General features: G+C 76.0%; 4 protein-coding genes. 1 reads left to right on the forward strand and 3 read right to left on the reverse strand.

The genetic code is table 11. The features are described 5' to 3' along the window. Positions 1 to 10 precede the first annotated feature (10 nt). Together BJP40_RS09235 and BJP40_RS09240 are read right to left on the reverse strand one after the other, a co-directional pair. Positions 11 to 739 (reverse strand): RDD family protein, encoded by a 729-nt coding sequence (locus tag BJP40_RS09235; RefSeq protein WP_071279962.1) that lies wholly within the window; start codon positions 737 to 739, stop codon positions 11 to 13. 300 nt (positions 740 to 1,039) lie between these two features. Next, the gene (locus BJP40_RS09240; RefSeq protein WP_071279963.1) at positions 1,040 to 2,437 is read right to left on the reverse strand and encodes an RDD family protein; all 1,398 of its coding nucleotides are present in this window, start codon (positions 2,435 to 2,437) and stop codon (positions 1,040 to 1,042) included. Between the two features lie 228 nt (positions 2,438 to 2,665). Here BJP40_RS09240 and BJP40_RS09245 point away from each other — a divergent pair, with 228 nt between their 5' ends. Next, positions 2,666 to 3,088 carry an SsgA family sporulation/cell division regulator gene (locus tag BJP40_RS09245; RefSeq protein ID WP_071279964.1) on the forward strand — a complete coding sequence of 141 codons (423 nt, stop codon included), beginning with the start codon at positions 2,666 to 2,668 and terminating at the stop codon, positions 3,086 to 3,088. 55 nt (positions 3,089 to 3,143) lie between these two features. Here BJP40_RS09245 and BJP40_RS09250 read toward each other — a convergent pair whose 3' ends face one another. Next, positions 3,144 to 4,526, reverse strand: coding sequence for an FAD-binding oxidoreductase (locus BJP40_RS09250; protein ID WP_071279965.1), 1,383 nt, complete (start codon positions 4,524 to 4,526; stop codon positions 3,144 to 3,146). Positions 4,527 to 4,919 lie beyond the last annotated feature (393 nt).

Genomic DNA, 4,919 nt, shown 5'->3' on the forward strand with positions numbered 1-4,919 from the left:
GGGCGGCCCGTCACCGCGCAGCTGACACCACCACGGTCTTCGCGGCCTTGTCGTGCAGGCCCTGCTTGTAGGGCTTGTCCACGATGATCATGATGAGCAGCAGCAGCGGCCACAGGCAGGCGCAGCAGATCAGCGCGGGCAGCCACAGCACCAGGGCGCGGATCAGCGCCGCGCTCACCGGGGGCACGCTGCCGTCGTTGAGCATCGCCACCCGCATGCCCATCAACCGCTTGCCGACCGTCTGGCCGTTCTGCTTCGCCGTCATGTACGTGTCGTAGGCGACGTACGCCGCGATGGAGATGAGCTGGAACGCCCACTGGCCGCCGTCGTTGTTCGCCGCCCACACGTCGCTCAGGTCGGCGCTGTCGTCGCCCACGCTGTCGTACACCCCGAACGGGATGCCCAGCACGGCGAGCGGGATGAAGATCAGCAGCCAGTCCAGGAAGCGCGCCAGGACCCGCTTGCCCGTGTCGCCCAGGGGCGGCATCCCGGCGAGCGGGTCGCTGCCGCCGTACCCGTACGGGCCGCCGCCGCCCGGAGGGCCGCCGTAGGGCCCGCCACCGGAGCCGCCGCCGTACGGGTCACCGCCGTAGGGTCCTGCGTCGCCCCCGCCGTACGGGCCGCCCGGGGGCGGCGGGGGCGGCGGGGGTGTGCCGCCGCCGCCCGGGGTCTCGGGCGGCGGCTTGCGGAGCGGGTCGTCGTCGGGGTACTGACCTGGCCTCGGCGGTTCGTTGCTCATGGGGGCAGTGCATCGTGCGCCGCCGACGCCCGCATCCGTTCACGTGCCGTTCGGGGGAAGGGGGCCCGTCGCGCACGGCCGCGCGCCCTCCTGTCCGCGCCGGTGCCGGGCCCGCGGACGCGGGCCTGAGGGCCTCGGCCTTCGCCCGCGGTGCGGGAGCGGCGCCGCCGTGGCCGCCTGACCCGTCCCCGCCACGTCGGCGCGCGCGGCCCGCGGGCACGGCCTTCCCGGCGCGCGAGGCTCCGCCTGTCCCTCTCCCCTGCCCGGCAGCAGCCGTTCCCTCGGCCGGTCCGGCCGGACTCAGCCCTTCGCCACGAACGTGCGGGCCGCCTTGTCGTGCCAGCACTGGCGCCAGGGCCGGTCGACCAGGCACCACAGGACGTTGAGGACCCCGACCGCGAGCAGCCCCGACACCCCGTACACCAGCCAGCGCCGCACGGCCGCACCGAAACCGGGCGCGTCGTGCGACTCGATGTCCCGGACCTGGATGCCGCACAGCTTCTTGCCGAGGGTGCGCCCCCACCTGGCGGTCGGCAGGGCCTCGTACAGGACGCCGAGCACCAGCACCAGGGCGAGCGCGATGCCGAAGTGGACGGCGTTCGTCCCGTCCACCAGCCACACGGTGACGGTCTCGCCGGACTGCTTGGCCCGGTCGAGCTTGTCGGCGACGTGCCGGACGCCGCTGAGCACGAAGGGCGCGCCTGCCGCGCCGGCGAGCGCGCCGAAGACGACCGTGTCCACGAGGCGGGCGGCGAGCCGCCGGCCGGGGCCCGCGGGCTTGGCGGCGGCACGTTCGCGGGCGGCCCGGACGAAGGGGTCGTCGACGGGCGGCTTCCACGGCGCCACCGGCTGCCCGGCCGCCTCCCCCGCCCGGCCGGGTGCGGCCGCGGCCGGGGCCATACCGGCGGCGGGCGCTCCCTGGACGGCGGGGGCCTCGGGCTGCTGGGCCAGGTGGTGCACCTGCTGCGCCCAGGAGGTCGCGCCGCCGCCGGGGCCGGTGGCCACCGGAGCGGGACCCCCCTGGGACGGGACGGAGGGGGAGGCGGGCGCCTGTGCGGGACCGGACGCGGCCGGTCCGTGCTGCCCGGGCCCGGACTGCGCGGGGAGGTGCGGGGCCCGGGTGCCCTGGGCGGCCTGGGAGCGGGCCCGGATCGTCATGGTGCCGTCCCCCGCGGCCCGCGCACCCGACTGCCGCTGCGGTTCCGCTTCCGGTTCCGTCCGGCCCGCGGTGTGCCGTACGCCGGGAAGGGCGCCGCCGGTCGGGTCGGCGGGCGCGGCGGTCCGCGGATCGGGGGCGGCGCCCCAGGAGACCTGCCGGTCGCGGTCGTCGCCGTACCCCCGCTGGCGGGCGGGGTCGGCCTGCCACGCGGAGGCGGGCTCGACCCCGGCGGCACGTTCCGGTTCCGGGCCTGGTTCGGAGGAGAAGCTCGGATCGTCGTCGAGGAACACCGGCCCCGTCTCCTCGACGGCCGGCGCGGGCACCGGGGGCGGGGCGGGCGCGGCGGCCGGGCGGGGGGCGGCCGGGAACGCCGAGGCGGGCGCCGCCGGCATGGCCTCGCCGTCCGCGGGGGCCGGGCGGCTCGTACCGGGCACCCAGGCACCGCCGTTCCAGTACCGGATGTATCCGGGGATGGACGGGTCTGGGTAGTACCCAGCCGCCGGGTTGCCGTCGCCGGTTGCCGGGGTTGGGGCGCTCATCACCGTGGTCCCGTATCTCCTCGAGGGCCTCATTTGAGGCACCACATCTATCAGACGGCCGGACACGCACGGGCCGCCGCGAAGCGGGCGGGCCCCTTCCGGTCACATCACTGTCACGCAAAGTAACAGAGATTTCCCGGTGAAAGTCGCGTAATGAAGAGAAGCGAAGCCGCTCTCCCTTGTGCGGCCGACCGCCGGCCGCACGGCAACGAGAGAGGGAGAGACCCGATGGACGAGACGACCGTGGTGGAGCGCGAACTGGAGCTGCGGCTGGTCCTGTCCCCGGAGCACAGCGTTCCGGTACCGGCCAGGTTGGCCTACCGCACGGCGGACCCGTACGCGGTCCACGTCGTCTTCCACCTCGGCTCGGACCACCCCGTGCACTGGACGTTCGCCAGGGAGCTGCTGGTGGAAGGGGTGTTCCGGGCCTGCGGTCAGGGGGACGTGCGGATCTGGCCGACGAAGTCGGAGGGGCGCAGCGTGGTGCTGATGGCGCTGTCCTCCCCGGACGGCGACGCCTTGCTCGAAGCCCCGTCGTCGCCGGTGTCGGCGTGGCTGGAACGCACCCTTCGGGTCGTGCCGCCCGGCACGGAGGCGGAGCGCCTCGGCCTGGACGACGCGCTGGCGGCACTGCTGTCGGCGGGGGCGTGAACCCGTGGGGCGGGGCGGGGCCTCGTGGGACACCGCCCGCCTGCGCGCCGGGGCGTCAGAACAGCTTGCCGGGGTTGAGGATGCCCAGCGGGTCGAAGGCGTCCTTGACCGCCCGGTGGAGTTCGAGGGCGACGGGGCCCAGCTCGCGGGCGAGCCAGTCCTTCTTGAGGAGGCCCACGCCGTGTTCGCCGGTGATGGTGCCGCCGAGTTCCAGGCCGAGCGCCATGACCGCGTCGAAGGAGGCGCGGGCGCGGCGCGACTCGTCCGGATCGTGCTGGTCGAAGCAGACGACGGGGTGGGTGTTCCCGTCGCCCGCGTGGGCGCACACGCCGATGGTGAGGCCGTGCTCGGCGGCGATGGCGGCGGTGCCGTCGAGCATCTCGGCGAGCCGGGAGCGCGGCACGCACACGTCGTCGATCATCGTGGCGCTGGACAGGGTTTCCAGGGCGGGCAGCGCCATCCGCCGTGCCTGCAGGAGGAGCGCGGACTCGGCGGCGTCCTCGGCGGGGACGACCTGGGTGGCGCCCGCGCCCGTGCACAGCTCGGCGACGGCGGCCAGGTCCGCGGCGGGCTCGGGCGTGTCGAACGCGGCCAGGAGCAGGGCGGCCGTGGTGTCGGGGAGGCCCATGCCGCCGAGGCGGTTGACCGCCTGGAGGGTGGTGCGGTCCATCAGTTCGAGCAGCGACGGGGTGTGGCCGCGCTCCATGATGGCGCAGACGGCGGCGCACGCCTCGGCCGTGGAGGCGAACTCGGCGGCCAGTGCGAGCTGGGCGGGCGGTTTCGGCCGCAGCGCGAGCACGGCCCGTACGACGACGCCGAGGCTGCCCTCGGAACCGACGAACAGCCTGGTCAGGTCGTAGCCGGCGACACCCTTGGCGGTGCGGCGGCCGGTGGAGAGGAGGCGGCCGTCGGCGAGGACGACGTCCAGGCCGAGCACGTACTCGGCGGTGACGCCGTACTTGACGCAGCACAGCCCGCCGGAGGCGGTGCCGATGTTCCCGCCGATGGTGCAGGTCTCCCAACTGGACGGATCGGGCGGGTAGTGCAGGCCGTGGGCGGCGACGGCGCGGGACAGCGCGGCGTTGACGACGCCAGGTTCCACCACGGCGACCCGGTCGACGGGGTTGACCTCCAGGATGCGGTCCATCCTGGTGAGGGAGAGCACGATGCACCCGTCGATGGCGTTGGCGGCACCGGACAGGCCGGTGCGGGCCCCCTGCGGGACGACGGGCACGCGCAGGGCGGTGGCGGTGCGCATCACGTGCTGGACCTGCTCGACCGTACGCGGCAGCACGACGACGGCGGGGGCGCCCGCGGCGCAGAAGCCCGCCATGTCGCGCGCGTAGGAGGCGGTGACGTCCGGGTCGGTGAGCAGGGCCTCGGGCGGCAGGCCGGCGCGCAGCCGGTCGGCGAGGTGCTTGGCCTGGAGATCGTCCATGAGGTCAGCGTGGCACCCGGGGCCATCGGTGTGAACCAGGCGTGTACGGCCCACGACCTGACCGGGCGCCCGGCGCGACGCGCGCACAGTGAGCCGCATGGGCACGAAGGGCGAACGGTACGGCGGCGACGGGCAGCAGGGGGCGGGCGCGCCTGCGGGCGAGCGGCCCGCGGGGTGGGCCCCTGCGGGCGTGCGTCCCGGGGCGGAGGGGGCAGGAGGCGCGGTGCCGACCACGGGTACGGGAACGGGGGAAGGACCGGGGGGCCGGTCGACAGCGGACCGGGGTCGGCAGGCGGACGCCCCTGCGGGCGGGGGCGGGCACCCAGCGGCGGGCGGGGGCGGGCACGCAGCGGCGGGCGGGGGGGGGGACGCAGCGGCGGGGCGGGGGGGGGG

This window comes from Streptomyces sp. CC53, from assembly GCF_001865245.1.
Lineage (GTDB): Bacteria > Actinomycetota > Actinomycetes > Streptomycetales > Streptomycetaceae > Streptomyces.